At 29.1% G+C, this 15,872-nt stretch carries 13 protein-coding genes; 6 read left to right on the top strand and 7 right to left on the bottom strand.

Going from position 1 to position 15,872, the window contains the following annotated elements; translation table 11 throughout:
• Positions 1 to 324: 324 nt before the first annotated feature.
• The 3 genes from purH to purL are packed head-to-tail and all read right to left on the bottom strand — an operon-like array spanning position 325 to position 4,776.
• Positions 325 to 1,857, bottom strand: coding sequence for a bifunctional phosphoribosylaminoimidazolecarboxamide formyltransferase/IMP cyclohydrolase (gene purH, locus HMPREF9309_RS04980; protein ID WP_034907804.1), 1,533 nt, complete (start codon positions 1,855 to 1,857; stop codon positions 325 to 327).
• 33 nt (positions 1,858 to 1,890) lie between these two features.
• Positions 1,891 to 2,619 carry a DnaJ domain-containing protein gene (locus HMPREF9309_RS04975; RefSeq protein WP_016646829.1) on the bottom strand — a complete coding sequence of 243 codons (729 nt, stop codon included), beginning with the start codon at positions 2,617 to 2,619 and terminating at the stop codon, positions 1,891 to 1,893.
• Positions 2,620 to 4,776 (bottom strand): phosphoribosylformylglycinamidine synthase subunit PurL, encoded by a 2,157-nt coding sequence (gene purL, locus HMPREF9309_RS04970; RefSeq protein ID WP_016646828.1) that lies wholly within the window; start codon positions 4,774 to 4,776, stop codon positions 2,620 to 2,622.
• 112 nt (positions 4,777 to 4,888) lie between these two features.
• On the opposite strand from purL, the gene HMPREF9309_RS04965 reads away from it, so the two are divergent.
• Entirely contained in the window at positions 4,889 to 5,536 is a 648-nt protein-coding gene (locus HMPREF9309_RS04965) for a class I SAM-dependent methyltransferase (protein ID WP_016646827.1), read from the top strand.
• 122 nt (positions 5,537 to 5,658) lie between these two features.
• Complete coding sequence (locus HMPREF9309_RS04960) at positions 5,659 to 7,605, top strand: BCCT family transporter (RefSeq protein ID WP_016646826.1); 1,947 nt, start codon at positions 5,659 to 5,661, stop codon at positions 7,603 to 7,605.
• Positions 7,606 to 7,655: 50 nt separating this feature from the next.
• On the opposite strand, the gene HMPREF9309_RS04955 is transcribed toward HMPREF9309_RS04960, so the two are convergent.
• From HMPREF9309_RS04955 to HMPREF9309_RS04945, 3 genes are read right to left on the bottom strand one after another with little or no spacing between them, the layout of a single operon-like run.
• Positions 7,656 to 8,906 (bottom strand): nucleotide sugar dehydrogenase, encoded by a 1,251-nt coding sequence (locus tag HMPREF9309_RS04955; protein WP_016646825.1) that lies wholly within the window; start codon positions 8,904 to 8,906, stop codon positions 7,656 to 7,658.
• Positions 8,896 to 10,218 carry a UDP-glucose dehydrogenase family protein gene (locus HMPREF9309_RS04950; RefSeq protein ID WP_016646824.1) on the bottom strand — a complete coding sequence of 441 codons (1,323 nt, stop codon included), beginning with the start codon at positions 10,216 to 10,218 and terminating at the stop codon, positions 8,896 to 8,898. Before HMPREF9309_RS04950 ends, HMPREF9309_RS04955 begins: the two co-directional genes overlap by 11 nt.
• 3 nt (positions 10,219 to 10,221) lie before the next feature.
• A complete protein-coding gene (locus tag HMPREF9309_RS04945) occupies positions 10,222 to 11,283 on the bottom strand; it encodes an NAD-dependent epimerase (RefSeq protein ID WP_016646823.1) in 1,062 nt (353 codons plus the stop codon).
• 119 nt (positions 11,284 to 11,402) lie between these two features.
• Here HMPREF9309_RS04945 and waaC point away from each other — a divergent pair, with 119 nt between their 5' ends.
• From waaC to rfaQ, 4 genes are read left to right on the top strand one after another with little or no spacing between them, the layout of a single operon-like run.
• Positions 11,403 to 12,365, top strand: a complete 963-nt coding sequence (gene waaC / locus HMPREF9309_RS04940; protein ID WP_016646822.1) for a lipopolysaccharide heptosyltransferase I — start codon at positions 11,403 to 11,405, stop codon at positions 12,363 to 12,365.
• Positions 12,358 to 13,245, top strand: a complete 888-nt coding sequence (locus HMPREF9309_RS04935; protein WP_016646821.1) for a lipid A biosynthesis lauroyl acyltransferase — start codon at positions 12,358 to 12,360, stop codon at positions 13,243 to 13,245. The genes waaC and HMPREF9309_RS04935 overlap by 8 nt, the downstream gene beginning before the upstream one ends.
• Complete coding sequence (locus HMPREF9309_RS04930; RefSeq protein WP_016646820.1) at positions 13,238 to 13,945, top strand: glycosyltransferase family 2 protein; 708 nt, start codon at positions 13,238 to 13,240, stop codon at positions 13,943 to 13,945. The genes HMPREF9309_RS04935 and HMPREF9309_RS04930 overlap by 8 nt, the downstream gene beginning before the upstream one ends.
• Complete coding sequence (rfaQ, locus tag HMPREF9309_RS04925) at positions 13,942 to 15,021, top strand: putative lipopolysaccharide heptosyltransferase III (protein ID WP_016646819.1); 1,080 nt, start codon at positions 13,942 to 13,944, stop codon at positions 15,019 to 15,021. Before HMPREF9309_RS04930 ends, rfaQ begins: the two co-directional genes overlap by 4 nt.
• Here rfaQ and HMPREF9309_RS04920 read toward each other — a convergent pair.
• The gene (locus tag HMPREF9309_RS04920; RefSeq protein WP_016646818.1) at positions 15,011 to 15,781 is read right to left on the bottom strand and encodes a polysaccharide deacetylase family protein; all 771 of its coding nucleotides are present in this window, start codon (positions 15,779 to 15,781) and stop codon (positions 15,011 to 15,013) included. The two genes, rfaQ and HMPREF9309_RS04920, sit on opposite strands and share 11 nt — an antisense overlap.
• Positions 15,782 to 15,872: the final 91 nt, after the last annotated feature.

The following is a 15,872-nucleotide window of genomic DNA, read 5'->3' as shown; positions in this document are numbered from 1 at the left end:
ACTAAAGTTGTTTCAAGAAGACAGATTAACCAAAGAGTTAGTGGAAGCGATATAGACTTAAAAGATATATATGATAATCTTGATGAGCCAACATATCTTAGATACAAAGCCGATTAAAAACTAAATTTAAACTATCAAATTTTATAAATTTGATAGTTTAAAAGCTTATCTTATTATTTTAACCATTTTATATGTTTAAACATGTAAGTTGTGTTTTAATAAAAAAATAATCATTAACTAAACTTTTAAAAAAAACTATATAAAATTTAATGTATAAATATAAAAATTTGACAGAGCTATCTCTGCCAAATTTGATTATATTTTTTAATGTAAAAAGTGTCTTATTCCAGTAAAATACATTGACATTTTATTATCATCAGCAGCTTTTATAACCTCGTCATCTCTTATTGATCCACCAGGCTGTATAACAGCACTAATTCCTACTTTTGCAGCTATTTCGATACTATCGCTAAATGGAAAAAATGCTTCACTTGCAAGCACTGCACCTTTTAGATCTATTCCCATATCATTGGCTTTTAAAACAGCAGCTCTAGCGGCATCAACTCTACTTGTCATACCCATACCAATAGCTACTAAGGCACTATTTTTAACATAAACTACACAATTGCTTTTTGTTAAAGCTGCTACTTTCCAAGCAATTTTTAAATCCTGCAACTCAGTTTTTGAAGCTGGTTTTTTAGTTACACATTTTGCATTTTCAACTTCACTATCTTTTACAAAATCTCTTTCTTGATAGACAAACCCGCCATCAACATGTTTAAAGTCAAAACTCTCATTTGCTCTAACTAAAAAATCACTATTTTGAGTAAAAATTTTGGTTCTTTTTTTATCACTAAAAACATCTAAAGCATCATCTGTTACATTAGCAGCAATAATAACCTCCATAAAAGTTCCTTTTTTATGAAGCTCTAAAGCAAGTTCTTTGTCTAAAGTTCCATTTATTGCTATAACGCCACCATAGGCTGAAACTGGATCGCACTTTAAAGCTTCTTTATAGCTATTTAGCAAATTATCTTTTATAGCAAAACCGCAAGGATTTGCATGTTTGCAAATCGCAACAGCAGGACTTTTTCCAAAGCTACTTGCTAAATTTAAAGCTCCATGGATATCTGTCATGTTGTTAAAACTTGCTTCGCCTTTTAGAGCCTTAAAGTGTTTTGTAAAGTGATCTTCAAACTCATATAAAGCACCTTTTTGGTGAGGATTTTCACCATATCTAGTATCAAAAACTTTTTTGCCAACTATAAATTTATACTCGCCAAAATCATTATTAAAACGCTTATTCATATAATTTGCTATCATGGAATCATAGCTTGCAGTGTGTTCATAAGCCTTTATCATCATTTTTTTTCTAAAATCAATATCATTTTTGCCATTTTTAATAGCCTCAATTACTAAATCATAATCCATACTATCAGTTACTATTAAAACGCTTTTATAGTTTTTTGCAGCACTTCTTACCATTGTTGGTCCGCCAATATCAATATTTTCTATAATTTCATTAAAATCATCAGTTTTATTAATAGTTTCTTTAAATGGATATAAATTTACACAAACTAAATCAATAGCTTCAATGCCATTTTTAGCTGCTTCATCATCATCAACGCCTCGCTGAAATAAAATACCACCATGAACTTTTGGGTGGAGTGTTTTAACTCTGCCACCAAACATTTCAGGACTTTTTGTAAAATCACTTATCTCAGTAACATCCAAGCCACTTTTTTTAAGTAATTTATATGTTCCGCCTGTGCTTATTAGCTCATATCCTAAATTTACAAGCTCTTTTGCAAACTCGCAAATTCCACTTTTATCACTAACGCTAATTAGCGCTTTCATGCTTTTTTTCACTCTAACTCCTTTTTAAAAAATTCACCTTTTTAACTCTTTTTGTAAAATTTCATACGCTTCATTTATCTCTTTTAATTTTTTGGTTCCTGCATTTATTATCTCCTCATTGGCACCTTTTCCCATTAAGATATCTGGATGATATTTACGAACCAAATTTCTATATTGTTTCTTAACCTCATCAAAACTTGCGCCTTTTTGAAGGCCTAAAACTTCATAAGGGTTTTTTACATTTTGGTTTTGGTAAGTATTTTGTGAGTGGCTTTGATAAGTGTTTTGAAATTTGGCAAAAATTTCTTCTTTTATGTGTGGTGGGAATCCAAACCCATCGCAAATTTTTGAGATAATTTGTTTTTCTTCATGGCTAAAATCTCCATCTATAAAAGCCATATTTAGAAAAAATATAACTCTATTAACAGCATCTAAAAAAGATAAATTTAACTCTTTTTTATATTTAAAAGCTACCTCATACGCATTATTAATATTTTCTTTTTCTTTATTATAAACAGCTTTTAAAATTTCTCTATCATTGCTATTTCCATCAAATTTATAAACTAAATCATCTAGAATTTGGGATAGCAAAGAAGCCTCTTCTTCATTTACTCTACCATCGCTTTTTGCTATTTTTGCTAACAAACTCATTATAAATTTAGCCTCCAAAAGGCTAAATTTAGTAGTTTTTTTATATGTTTTTTTACTTGTTGATTTAGCTAAAAAATAAAATATAATTAAAGCTAAAATAAAATAAAACATTTAAATAAGCTTTTCAAGTGTTTTAAAATAAATTTCTCTAAGTTTATCAATGCTAAAACTCATATCATCAAGTATGAATTTATCTCCGCCGCTAACACCTAGTTTTACAATTTTTAAGCCTAAATTTAGAGCCTCTTTTTTAAATTTTTCCTCATCTTTTACGCCAATAATTGCTCTTGAAAAACTCTCATCAAAAATAAAATTTTCATTTTCAAAATTAGTTTTAAACTCACCTGCGATGTTTGAAACAGCGGCCATTTTTGCTAAAGTTATAGCAATACCACCAATTCCAACTGAATTTGCAAACTCTAAATTATCATCTTTGTTTTGTGAAATTACCAAATCCCACAAAGCTTTTTCTTTTTTAAAATCAATTTCAGGCAATTCTCCACCAAGCTCATTATTAATCACAGTTTGATAAAGTGATCCTCCAAAAACGCCATTTGTTTCACCGACTAAATACACGCTCACACCACTTTTAAAAATGCTTGGTAAATTTTTATTTTCATTTACACCAACACAAACTATTGCAGGTGTTGGATGAATATTAATACCATCACTATCATTATATAAACTAACATTTCCACTAACAACTGGGGTATTTAGCTCTTTACAAGCATCTTTTATGCCCTCACAACCCATCATAAATTGCCACATTATTTCAGGATTCTCAGGATTTGCATAATTTAAACAATCAGTTATAGCTAAAGGTTTAGCGCCACTCATAGCCACTTTTCTTCCACTTGTAGCAACTGCCAAAGAAGCCCCTACTTTTGGATTTACAAAATTCATTTTGGGATTGCAATCAAGCCCCATTGAAAGCATAACGCCATTTTCTTTTACTCTTAAAATATTTGCACCTAAATGACCAGATTTTTTAACTGAGTTTGTGCCAACTGTAGAGTCAAACTGAGTATAAATATAGCCTTTATCAACTACATTCTCATCACTAAAAAGCTTTAAAAAAGCTTCTTTTTTTGGAATATCAAATTTAGTTTTTATATTTTTTATTTCATCTAAATAATCAGGTCTTTTTGTTGGTCTATCAAGCACTGGAGCATCTTCACTAAGTGGTTCTATTGGAAGTTCTCCAACTAACTCATCATACCAAAATAATTCCATTTTTTTGGTATTTGTAACCTCTCCTACAACTGCTGCATCAAGCCCTTTATTTGTAAAAATTTCAATTACTTTATCTTCGAAGCCTTTTTTAGCACAAATTAGCATTCTTTCTTGGCTTTCACTTAGCATTAAATCATAAGGTGTCATACCCTCTTCTCTCATAGGAACTTGATCTAAGAAAAGTTTCATACCACTTTGACTTCTTCCAGCCATCTCAAAACTTGAGCTTGTAAGACCTGCTGCGCCCATATCTTGGATGCCAACTATATAGTCTTTTTTAAATAACTCTAAACAAGCCTCCATTAAAAGCTTGCCCACAAATGGATCTCCTACTTGAACTGTTGGTCTTAGAGCTTTATTTTCATCATTAAAGCTATCACTTGCCATTACAGCTCCGCCAAGTCCATCTCTTCCTGTTTTTGAGCCAGCATAAATTATTAAATTTCCAACTCCACTTGCCTTGGCATAAAAAATTTCATCTTTTTTAACTATTCCAAGACAAAAAGCATTTACTAAAATATTTCTATCAAAGCTATCATCAAATGTTGTTTCTCCACCTAATGTTGGAATTCCAGTACAGTTTCCATAGTGCGCTATCCCACTTGCAACACCCTTTAAAAGATGTTTTTGGTATTTATTAGTCTTTATATTTCCAAATCTAAGCGAATTTAGATTTGCCACAGGTTTTGCTCCCATGGTAAAAATATCTCTTAAAATTCCACCAACTCCAGTTGCAGCGCCTTGAAATGGTTCAATATAGCTTGGATGGTTGTGACTTTCCATTTTAAAAACAGCTGCCATGTCTCCACCAATATCGATAACTCCAGCATTTTCACCAGGTCCTTGTATAACCCAAGGTGCTTTTGTAGGAAAACCTGTAAGATATTTTTTACTTGACTTGTAAGAACAGTGTTCACTCCACATAGCTGAAATTACACCAAGTTCTAATAAATTTGGTTCGCGGTTTAAAATAGAGAGAATTTTTTCATACTCGCTATCTGTAATTTTATGTGCTTTGATAGTTTCTTTATCCATTTTTTGTCCTTAATATAGATATTTAAAAATATACAAGATGATAGCTAAATTTGGCTATGAGTTTAATTAATTTTTGGTAAAATTAAAAGAATTTTATAAATAAAGGTAAATTATGCAAAATTTAAATGATGAAATTTCACAAAACAGAAGTCAAGTTAAATTTCCAGATGGAGATGAAGGAATAAAAACCTTAAAAAGAATGAATGAAGCTCACAACGAGGGTGCTTTGTGGGCTATTTCTAAAATAAATTTAGATGAAAATGCAAATTTAAATATTTTAGATATTGGTTGTGGTGGTGGGCAAAATTTACTAAATTTAAGCATTAAATTTAAAAACGCTATGCTTTATGGTATTGATTATTCGCCAACAAGTATAAATTTAAGTGCTGAAATTTGCAAAAATTTAATAGTTAATAAAAGACTTTATTTGAGTATTTCAGATGTTCATAAGATGAGTTTTAGTGACAGCAAATTTGATTTAGTAACTGCTTTTGAAACGCTTTATTTTTGGGAAAATTTAGACATTGCATTTAATAAGATAAAAAGAGTTCTTAAAAAAGATGGCAAATTTATGATATTTTTAGAAGGCACTACAAAACAAACACTTGAAAAATGGGAAAATTTAGGCGAAGGGATTAAGCTTAAAAACAAACTAAATCCCGCTGAAGTTAAAGAAATTTTAAATAAAAATGGCTTTTTAAATGTTGAAATTTATAGTAAAGACAAAAGTGAAAAAACTTGTTTTATAGCAAAAGTGTAAATTTACTCAAAGTCATAATATATGGTCTTTTAAGCTGTTTTTGAACAAAATGTATTTTATTAATATTTTATAAACATTTACTTAATTTTTATAGAGTGTATCCTTAAACAAAGGAGAAATATATGAATTTTAAATTTAAAAAAGCCTATAATCCAGCGATTTTTTACCCATCAATTATAGTGCTTTTTATAGTTTTAAGTATTTGTTTGGTCTTTCCTACATCTACTTTAAAAAACCTTAAAGCAATCCAAAGTTATCTAACAACTAATTTTGGATGGTTTTATGTTTTAAGTGTTGCTTTAATTTTCTTTTCAATGCTATTTTTAATGATATCTAGATTTGGAAATATAAAACTTGGAAGTGATCACTCAAAACCTGAGTATTCAAATTTAGCATGGTTTGCTATGCTTTTTGCAGCAGGAATGGGAATTGGACTTATGTTTTTTGGAGTTGGTGAGCCGTTAATGCATTATCTTGCCCCTCCATCAGCAGATCCTCAAACTATAGAAGCTGCAAAACAAGCTATGAAACTTACTTTTTTTCACTGGGGATTTAACGCTTGGGCAGTTTATGGCATAGTTGCTATAATACTAGCTTATTTTGCTTACAGACACAATCTTCCACTTACCTTAAGATCTGCTTTTTATCCAATAGTTGGAGATAAAATTTATGGAAGATTTGGGGATGTAATTGATATTTTAGCTGTACTTGCTACACTTTTTGGTGTTACAACTTCTCTTGGATATGGAGTTTTACAGATAAATGCTGGATTTAATTATCTTTTTGGCATAGAAATGACTACAAATATTCAAATTATCACAATACTAATAATTACAGTTTTTGTGACAATCTCTGCAACAAGCGGTGTTGATAAGGGCATAAAAATTTTAAGTCTTTCAAATATATTTTTAGCATTTTTATTTGTAGCTTTTATATTTGTTTTGGGAAATACAACTGGGCTTTTAAAATCACTAGTCGAAAATACAGGAAACTATCTAACATCTTTTATAGGTGATAACTTTAACCTTTTTGCCTATGAGAAAAAAAATGAAAATTGGCTTGGTGGTTGGACGCTTTTATACTGGACTTGGTGGCTTTCTTGGTCGCCATTTGTAGGACTATTTATAGCTAAAATTTCACGTGGAAGGACTATAAGAGAATTTGTTATTGGAGTGCTTTTAGTTCCATCTGGATTTACATTTTTATGGATGACTGCTTTTGGAAATAGTGCAATAGAGCTTGTAAATGAGGGCTTTACTAGACTTGCAGATGTAACAAATGGGGATGTTTCACTAGCTTTATTTGTATTTTTAGAAAAATTTCCATTAACAAGTGTGCTATCTGGAATTTCAGTTTTGATGATATGTCTATTTTTTATAACTTCGGCTGATTCATCAGCTATGGTTATAGACATGCTTTGCTCACGCGGAAAAGATAGAACCCCTGTTTGGCAAAAGATATTTTGGTGTGTTTTGATAGGTATTATCGCGGCTGTTTTACTCTATACTGGTGGGCTTGACGCACTTCAAACAATGACTATCATCTCAGCACTTCCGCTTTCTATAGCATTGCTTGGCTGTATGTATGGGCTTTTTAAAGCTTTAAGAGTTGATTATGAGAAAAGCTACACGAGAAGCATTTTTAACCTCCCAACAGGGCTTACTAACTCAAAAAGATGGCAAGATAGACTTAAAAATATTATTGATACGCCTAATAAAGATGATGCAAGAGATTTTTTACTTGAAGTTGCAGAGCCTGCGTTTAACGAAGTTTGCGATGAGTTTATAAAAAATGGGCTAAAAGCAAGAATAGAAAAAATAGGCATAAATGGAAAAATCAATATTCATGTTGGAATGGGTGAAGATACTGACTTTATTTATGGTGTGAAAATAATAAAAACTCAAACTCCTGATTATGCTATGAATGATAACTACTATAGAGCCGAAGTTTATCTACTAGAAGGCGGACAAGACTACGATGTAATTGGCTGGAGCAAAGAAGCATTGATAAATGATGTGATAGATCAATATCACAAACATATGTATTTTTTACATAAAACAAATAGCTAGTTAGCTAACCTAAAAAGTCAAATTTGTTTTAAATTTGACTTTTTTAAAATTTATAATCTTCCATCTGGATTTTGTAAAATTCCTTTTATATCAAAAGTTACGGCATCTAAATTTGAAAAATCTAAATTTTTAAACTCATCATGAGCCACTGCTAATACCACAGCATCACAATTATTCAAATTTAAATTTTCTATTAAATTTAAATTATATTCCCTTAAAACATCATTTTTATCAGCCCAAGGATCATAAACATCCACGTTACAACCAAATTCCTTTAGCTCTTTTATCACATCAATAACGCGAGAGTTTCTTATATCAGGACAATTTTCTTTAAATGTAATGCCAAGTATTAAAACTTTTGCTTTATTTATCTTCTTATCATGCTTTATCATGAGTTTTATAACTCTATTTGCTGCATATTTTCCCATATTATCATTTATTCTTCTTCCTGCAAGTATTATCTCAGGATGATATCCAAGCTCTTGAGCTTTGTGAGTTAAGTAGTATGGATCAACACCAATACAGTGTCCGCCAACTAGCCCAGGACTAAATTTTAAAAAATTCCACTTTGTTCCAGCAGCTTTTAAAACCTCTGTTGTATCAATATGCATTTTCTCAAAAATCATAGCAAGCTCATTTACAAAAGCTATATTTATATCCCTTTGAGTATTTTCTATAACTTTTGCAGCTTCTGCAACTTTTACGCTACTAGCTTTGAAAGTCCCTGCTTTTATAACGCTTGCATAAACATCATCAACTATATCAGCCACTTTGTTTGTTGAACCTGAAGTTATTTTTTTAATTTTTGTAATAGTATGTTCTTTATCTCCTGGATTTATTCTCTCTGGAGAATATCCGCAAAAAAAGTCTTCATTAAATTTTAAATTTGAAAACTTTTCTAACACTGGAACACACTCTTCTTCAGTAGCTCCTGGATAAACAGTACTTTCATAAACAACAATATCACCTTTTTTAAGCACACTTCCAACACTTTGGCTAGCTTTTAAAAGTGGTGTCAAATCTGGGCGATTATTTTTATCAACAGGCGTTGGAACACTTACTATATAAAAATTACACTCTTTTATATCATCTATTTTTGAACTAAGTTTCATTTTATTATTAGTTATAGCGTTTTTAAGTTTTTCTAAATTAATTTCAAGAGTTTTGTCATTAAATTTATTTAATTCTTCCACTCTTTTTTCATTTACATCAAAACCTATAACTTTAAATTTATCACTGAAAGCTACAGCCAATGGAAGCCCAACATAGCCAAGCCCTATAACTGATATTTTAATACTCATCTTTTACTCCAATTTGAAAATATTTAAATCCATACTCTTTCATAATATTTGCGTTATATTGATTTCTACCATCAAAAATTACAGGATTTTTAAGCCTTTGTTTTATTTCATAAAAATCGGGCGATCTAAACTCTTGCCATTCTGTTACTAATACCATGCAATCAGCACCATTTAAGGCATCATATTTATTTGAAGCATAGTCTATATTTTTAAAAATCTTTTTAGCCTCATCTATTGCCTTTGGATCGTAAGCTATGACATTAACACCATTTTTTATAAGTTCATTTATCAAAATAACTGAACTTGCCTCTCTAATATCATCGGTATTTGGCTTAAAAGAAAGTCCCCATATAGCAACCTTTTTACCTTTTAAATCACCTTTAAAAAAACTATTTATCTTACTAGATAAAACTTTTTTTTGCTCTTTGTTTCTATTTTCTACAGAAAGCAAAAGGCTAGGCTCAAAATCATGCTCTTTTGCAGTATAAATTAATGCTTCAACATCTTTTGGAAAGCAGCTACCACCATATCCGCATCCTGGATAAATAAAACTATAACCTATCCTTTTATCACTTCCAATACCTTTTCTAACGGCATTTATATCGGCTCCTACTTTTTCACAAATTCCAGCTATTTCATTGATAAAACTAATTTTTGTAGCAAGCATAGAATTTGCCGCATACTTAGTCATTTCAGCACTTTTTGGATCCATTTTTATAAATCTATCACTGCTCATCATAAATGGAGAATAAAGCTCATGCATAATACTAAAAGCTTCATCGCTTTTAGCCCCAACTATAACCCTATCAGGCTTCATAAAATCCTCTATAGCAGCGCCCTCTTTTAAAAATTCAGGATTGCTTACAACTTCAAATTTAATATCTTTTTTTCTTTTTTGTAGTTCATTGTTTATAACTTTTGTTACTTTTTCTGAAGTACCAACTGGAACAGTTGATTTATCTACTACTATAAGTTCATTATTCATCTTTTCGCCTATGCTTTTAGCAACTTCTAAAACATATTTTAAATCAGCTTGCCCATTTGATCCCATTGGGGTTCCAACAGCTATGAAAAATACTTTTGAGTCTTTTAAGGCATCCTCTATTTTAGTTGTAAATTTTAAAGTGCCATTTTTGAAGCACTCATCAACTATCTCTTTAAGACCAGGCTCATAAATTGGAATTTCTCCACCTTTAAGTAAATTTATTTTATTTTCATCAACATCAACACAGATAACATCATTACCCATTTTTGCAAAACAAGCACCACTTACAAGACCTACATATCCAGTTCCTATAATTGCTATTTTCATAATTTAATTTTCCTTTGTCTTGTAAAACTCAATATACCAATCGATAAAATTTGAAATTCCTTCTTTAATATCAGTATTTGGTTTATAACCAAGCTCATTTTCTAAATCGCTTGTATCAGCATAAGTTGCAGCAACATCTCCTGGCTGCATAGGCAAAAAGTTCTTTTTAATAGTTTTATTAAGTTTTAACTCAATAGCCTTTATATAGTCCATAAGCTCAACTGGAGCACTATTTCCTATATTATAAATTTTAAAAGGTGCTTTTGAGGTTGCAGGATCAGGATTTTTAGGATCCCAATTTTTATTTGGCTTTGCAGGATTATCAACAACTTTTATAATGCCTTTTACAATATCATCTATATATGTGAAATCTCTTTTCATGTGACCATTATTAAAAACATCAATACTTTTATCTTTTATAGCAGCATCAACAAATAAAAATAGTGCCATATCAGGTCTTCCCCAAGGTCCATATACCGTAAAGAACCTAAGCCCAGTTGTTGGCACATTAAACAAATGACTATAAGTATGAGCCATCATCTCGTTACTTTTTTTTGTTGCAGCATAAAGACTTATTGGATGATTTACACTTTTATGCTCGCTAAAAGGCATATCTTCATTTAATCCATAAACAGAACTTGAACTTGCATAAACAAAGTTTTTAACACTGTAGTGTCTAGCGCACTCAAGCAAATTTACAAATCCAACTATGTTGCTATCTATATATGCTTTTGGGTTTTTTAGTGAGTACCTTACTCCAGCTTGTGCGGCTAAATTTACAATTACATCGAATTTATATTTTTCAAAAAGTAAATTTAAATTTTTACTATCCTCAAGTTCTCCTTTTACAAAGTGTAAATTTGAGTATTTTTTTGAAGTAATAACATCATTTTCTTTTATATCTTCTTTATCAAAACCTAAAAATTCTAATCTTTTGTATTTTAAATTTACATCATAATAGTCATTTATATTATCAAATCCATATACTTCATCACCTCTTTTTGCCAGTTTTTGCGATAAATGAAAGCCGATAAATCCAGCTGTTCCTGTTATAAAAATTCTCATAATTTAACCTTTTAGAATAAAATTTTTATCTATTTTACCTTATTTTAGATAAGTAATTACTTTTTTAAACATAATTTTTAGTTTAATTTAGTAAAATATAAGCTTTAAATAGGAAATTTATGAAAATAGCAATAGTAAGACTTTCAGCCCTTGGAGATATTGTTCAAACTTCTATAGTTCTTCAATTTATAAAAAAACACTATGAAAATGCTCAAATTGATTGGGTTTGTGAAGAAAGATTTGCAAGTATTTTAGAAAACTGCAAACTTATAAATAAAGTTATCAAAATTAACTTAAAAAATAAGCAGTTTGTAAAAAGTTATAAAATTTTAAAAAATGCAAGAAAAAATAGTTATGACTTAGCAATTGACTTTCAAGGTCTTATAAAATCTGCTTTGGTTGCAAAGCTAATTTGTAAAAATGTAGCTGGTTTTGACAAAAATAGTATTAGAGAAAGTTTTGCAAGTTATTTTTATACAAAAAAAATCTACTCGCCTTATGAGGAAAATGTTATAATAAGATATCTAACACTTGCTTCAAAAACTTTAAATTTTAGCTTTTCAAAGGATGAAATCTTAGATAAATCACCTTGTTTTGCCATTAATTCAAAAAATGAAAAAAAAGATATCTTAATCATAGTAGGCTCTAGCCAAAACGCAAAAATTTATGATGTAAATCTACAAGTTGAATTAATTAATATTCTAAAAAATAAAGGATATGAAATTTATATATCCTATGGAAAAGGTGAAGAAAATTTAGCTGATTTTATAAGTAGTAAAACAGAAGTAAAAAAAATATCAAATTTAAGCCTAAAAGATCTATGCAATGAAATATCAAATTTTAAACTTGTAATAGGACCAGATGCTGGACCAACACACTTAGCCTGGGCGTTAAATGTTAAATCAATCACTATTTTTGGATACACGCCATATTACAGAAACACATATCATACAGATATAAATTTAACAATTCATAGTGGTAAAAAAATAGATGCAAAAAATCTAAATAAGAGTGATTTTTGTATAAACGAGATAAAACCTATCGAAATAGCAAATTTAGCAACAAGGCTTTTAAATGGATAAAATTTATCTGATTTTATTTTACACACTTTGGTTTATAGTAAAAATTTTACCAGAATTTGCACTAAAAGGCTTTTCAAATTTAATAGGAATTTTGGCTTTTTATATAGATAAAAAACATAAAAAAATAGTTCTTGCGAATTTGGATATGTGTTTTGAAGATACTTTAACAAAAGAAGAAAAGCTAAAGATTGCAAAAAACACATATAGAAATTTTGCAAGATTTGGAATTGATTTTATAAAAAATCAAAACTCTACAAAAGATAAAATTTTAAAAAAAGTAGTTTTTAAAAATGAAGAAATTTTTATAAATGCTTTAAATAGTGATAGGCCAATAATAGTTCAAACTGCTCATTTTGGAAATTGGGAACTTTTTAGTCTTGCAATTGCAGCTAAATTTGGTCCTGTAAGCATAGTAGGAAGAGCACTTGATAGCAAATCAATGGATAAAATTTTAGTTAAAAACAGAACTCAATTTAACATAGAATTAATAGAAAAAAGTGGTGCGGCAAAGGGGGTTTTAAAAGCTTTAAAAAACAAAAGGGCAGTTGGTATCCTAACCGATCAAAATACTGCAAAAAAAGATGGAATAGAAATAAGCTTTTTTAATAAAAAAGCCTTGCATACTCCTGCAGCTTCGATATTTGCACAAAAAACAAATGCTTTAATAATTCCAGCTTTTATCTATAAAAATAGCGATAAAAAAGATGAAATTTACTTTTTTGAACCAATTGATATAAAAAAATTTGATAAAAACGAAGCTATTTTAAAAGCAACACAACTTCAAGCCGATGCAACAGAAAAAATAATAAGATTTAAGCCTGATGAGTATTTTTGGTTTCATAAAAGATTTAAACATTTTTATGAGGAAATTTATGAATAAATTAAGCATAGTAATTTTAACATTTAATAGCGAAAAATATTTAAAAGAAGTTTTAGAAAGTTCTAAATTTGCAGATGAGGTTTTAGTCATAGATAGTGGCTCAAGCGATAAAACAAAAGAAATTTGTCAAAATTACAATGTTAAATTTATATATCAAAAATGGCTTGGTTTTGGAAAGCAGAAAAAATTTGGTGTAAATAGTGCAAAAAATGAGTGGATTTTTGTGCTTGATAGTGATGAAGTTATAACAAAAGAGCTTGAAAATGAGATAAAGCAAACTTTAGAAAATCCAAAATTTGTGGCTTATAAGGTTTCAAGGCTTAATTTTTTCTTTGGAAAAGCTATCAGAAAAATGGGTCTTTATCCTGATTATTCAACTAGGCTTTTTAATAAAAAATTTGCAAATTTTAATGAAAAAGAAGTTCACGAAAGTGTTGAGTTCAAAGATAAAAACAGTAAATTTGGAAAACTGAAAAATTATTTTAAGCATTATGCCTATGAAAATATAGAAGAATTTATACTTAAACAAAACAAATATTCAACTCTTGGTGCTAAAAAAAACTACTTTAAGGCTTTTTTTAATCCAAAATGGACGTTTTTTAAACTTTTTGTTTTAAAAGGCGGATTTTTAGAAGGCTATAAAGGATATATTATCTCGAAACTTTATTCACAATATACTTTTTGGAAATATGTAAAATGAAAATTTTAATTATAAAATTTAGAAATATTGGAGATGTTTTACTATCAACACCTTTAATTGAAAATTTAAAAATAAAATATCCAGATGCAAAGATTGGATTTGCTCTAAATAAAGGTTGTGAAGCCATGATCACACAAAATCCAAATGTTAGTAAAATCCATATCTATGATAGAAATAAACTAAAAAAAATGAGTTTTTTAAAAAGGCTTTTTTCTGAGATAAGCTTTGCAAAAGAGATAAAAAAAGAAAAATATGATATAGCTATAAATTTAACCAGTGGAGATAGAGGTATTTTAATAGCTAAATTTGCAAATATAAAAAAAATAATAGGAATAAAAGGTAAAAACAAATTTATAAGTAAATTTATAACCGATGAAATGCCTAAATTTAAAGGATTTAGACATGTTGTTGAGCAAAATTTAGATGCGTTAAAGACACTAAATTTTGAGCCTTTTTCTAAAAAAGTTAGTGTTTATAGCAATGAAAATATAGATTTTTTATCTCTGCCTAAAAAATTTATACATATTCACCCTACATCAAGATGGATGTTTAAGTGCATAAATGATAATATAATGGCTAAAATAATTGATTTATGTGAAAATGAACTTGGTATAAAAATAGTTTTAACTGCTGATAAAAATGAGACTGAAATGAATAAAATAAATAGTATTTTATCACTTTGCAAAAGTAAACCAATAAATTTGGCAGGAAAACTAAATTTAAAACAAATAGTAACACTGTCTAAAAAATCGTCCTTATATATCGGAGTTGATACTGCTATTATGCATATTGCAGCTGCAAATGACATTCCTTGTATAGCATTTTTTGGACCAAGTGGAGCCTTTGAGTGGGGGCCGTGGGATAACTCTTTAGCAAAGAGTGGTTACACTAAAAAAAATGGAATTCAAAAAATGGGAAAACACATAGTTATTCAAAAAAATTGGGATTGTGTCCCGTGCGGAAATGATGGCTGTGATGGTAGTAAAATAAGCAAATGCTTAATGGAATTTGAAAAAGAATTTTTATCTGATTTTAAAAATTTAATTAAGAAAAAACTTGATCTAACTACTTTTTAAGGCTTGAATAAATTTTTCCTAAAAATGCATTTGAAAAAATGAAAAGAGTTTTTTTAAGCCAGGCTTCATCTTTCTTAACAGCTATTCTTTTAATATGTTCTAACTTTTTATCGCTTAAATTTATGCCTCTTTGTGTTGTATAAAACATCTCATAGCCATTATCTTTTGCTATATTTATATAGCTATCATCAAATTTTCCTCTTGGCCAACAAAGTTGATTATCATCAAATCCAAGACGTTTTTTGAACACTTCTTTGCATAAAACTATCTCATCTTCTAAGCTATTTTTTTCAAAATAGTTATCAAAATGTCCGTGCGTATGAGAACGAAAGTCAAAAACATCACTCATTTTTTCAACTTCATCCCAGTTTAAAAAAAGTGCAGCAGGATTTTTAGGTGCAGCTTTTTTAGCCTCTTTGTGAGAAAGTGGCAAAAAATCAGTTTTATTTATAGAGTTTTGATTACTAGCAGCCTCTATCCAGCCACTTACTAAAAATAAAGTTGCCTTTAAATCATATTTTTTTAAAATAGGATAGGCATAATAAAAATTATCTCTCCAACCATCGTCAAAAGTTATTAAAATACTTTTTTTTGGAAGAGTTATTTCACCTTTTTTATAAAAATAAAACTCATCTGAAGTAATTGTTTTATATCCATTTTTTGATAAATATCTTATCTGGGACTCAAACTCACAAACATTACTTGTTATGAAACCACTTTTTGGTAAGATGTGATGATACATTAAAATTGGAATTGTCATTTTAGGCTTCTTTTAAAAAAATCTATATTTGTTGATAAAATGAAATTCTCCTGTTTTATAAAAGGTAAAAAATTATACAGTATAATTATAT

It is taken from the genome of Campylobacter ureolyticus ACS-301-V-Sch3b, from assembly GCF_000413435.1.
GTDB lineage: Bacteria > Campylobacterota > Campylobacteria > Campylobacterales > Campylobacteraceae > Campylobacter_B > Campylobacter_B ureolyticus_A.
The sequence above is the reverse complement of the archived record's forward strand: the minus strand, read 5'-3'. Positions and strand labels throughout refer to the sequence as shown.

Bases quoted from the DNA above. Each gene is read 5' to 3' on its own strand.
- HMPREF9309_RS04965 (WP_016646827.1), top strand. From the start codon at position 4,889: ATGCAAAATTTAAATGATGAAATTTCACAAAACAGAAGTCAAGTTAAA.
- waaC (WP_016646822.1), top strand. From the start codon at position 11,403: ATGAAAATAGCAATAGTAAGACTTTCAGCCCTTGGAGATATTGTTCAA.
- HMPREF9309_RS04930 (WP_016646820.1), top strand. From the start codon at position 13,238: ATGAATAAATTAAGCATAGTAATTTTAACATTTAATAGCGAAAAATAT.
- HMPREF9309_RS04955 (WP_016646825.1), bottom strand. From the start codon at position 8,906: ATGAGTATTAAAATATCAGTTATAGGGCTTGGCTATGTTGGGCTTCCA.
- HMPREF9309_RS04945 (WP_016646823.1), bottom strand. From the start codon at position 11,283: ATGAGAATTTTTATAACAGGAACAGCTGGATTTATCGGCTTTCATTTA.
- purL (WP_016646828.1), bottom strand. From the start codon at position 4,776: ATGGATAAAGAAACTATCAAAGCACATAAAATTACAGATAGCGAGTAT.
- HMPREF9309_RS04920 (WP_016646818.1), bottom strand. From the start codon at position 15,781: ATGACAATTCCAATTTTAATGTATCATCACATCTTACCAAAAAGTGGT.
- HMPREF9309_RS04975 (WP_016646829.1), bottom strand. From the start codon at position 2,619: ATGTTTTATTTTATTTTAGCTTTAATTATATTTTATTTTTTAGCTAAA.
- purH (WP_034907804.1), bottom strand. From the start codon at position 1,857: ATGAAAGCGCTAATTAGCGTTAGTGATAAAAGTGGAATTTGCGAGTTT.
- HMPREF9309_RS04960 (WP_016646826.1), top strand. From the start codon at position 5,659: ATGAATTTTAAATTTAAAAAAGCCTATAATCCAGCGATTTTTTACCCA.
- HMPREF9309_RS04950 (WP_016646824.1), bottom strand. From the start codon at position 10,218: ATGAAAATAGCAATTATAGGAACTGGATATGTAGGTCTTGTAAGTGGT.
- HMPREF9309_RS04935 (WP_016646821.1), top strand. From the start codon at position 12,358: ATGGATAAAATTTATCTGATTTTATTTTACACACTTTGGTTTATAGTA.
- rfaQ (WP_016646819.1), top strand. From the start codon at position 13,942: ATGAAAATTTTAATTATAAAATTTAGAAATATTGGAGATGTTTTACTA.